Origin of the sequence: Shewanella sp. AS16 (assembly GCF_021412365.1) — a bacterium.
In the GTDB taxonomy this organism is placed as follows: Bacteria; Pseudomonadota; Gammaproteobacteria; order Enterobacterales; family Shewanellaceae; genus Shewanella; species Shewanella salipaludis.
Genome location: NZ_JAKCLK010000115.1, coordinates 1 through 334 on the forward strand (window position 1 = coordinate 1; position 334 = coordinate 334).

Genomic DNA, 334 nt, shown 5'->3' on the forward strand with positions numbered 1-334 from the left:
TGGGCGTAGATAGAAGAACCCTTCCGGTGCACGAATAAGCTCAACGTTATAACGCGCGTAAAACTCTTCCAGATATTCCTGAAAATCCATCAGGAATGCATGATTATCCAGTTCGTCGAGGCCAATATGACGGCCTGAACGTAAGGCGCTATCCAGCGCCGGAAATAACGGATTCGCCAGCGCCTGCGCCAGCTTAACCGGCATCACTTGTTCAATATTTGTCGATGACATGCGCCTGTACCTTGGCTCCGTAATCATTAATCGGCTGCCATTTCGCTGGCAGTCCGGTGAAATCTGCTTGCGCTACGCCAAGACGTACCGCCTGATCAATAAC

General features: G+C 50.6%; 2 protein-coding genes. Both read right to left on the bottom strand.

Translation table 11 applies throughout. The features are described from left to right. Window positions 1–231: chromosome partition protein MukE (locus tag LZP73_RS19590; RefSeq protein WP_234236591.1), on the bottom strand; the 231-nt coding region annotated here is incomplete at its 3' end. Beyond that, window positions 212–331 carry a hypothetical protein gene (locus LZP73_RS21570; protein WP_442800770.1) on the bottom strand — a complete coding sequence of 40 codons (120 nt, stop codon included), beginning with the start codon at window positions 329–331 and terminating at the stop codon, window positions 212–214. The genes LZP73_RS19590 and LZP73_RS21570, both read right to left, overlap by 20 nt. Window positions 332–334 lie beyond the last annotated feature (3 nt).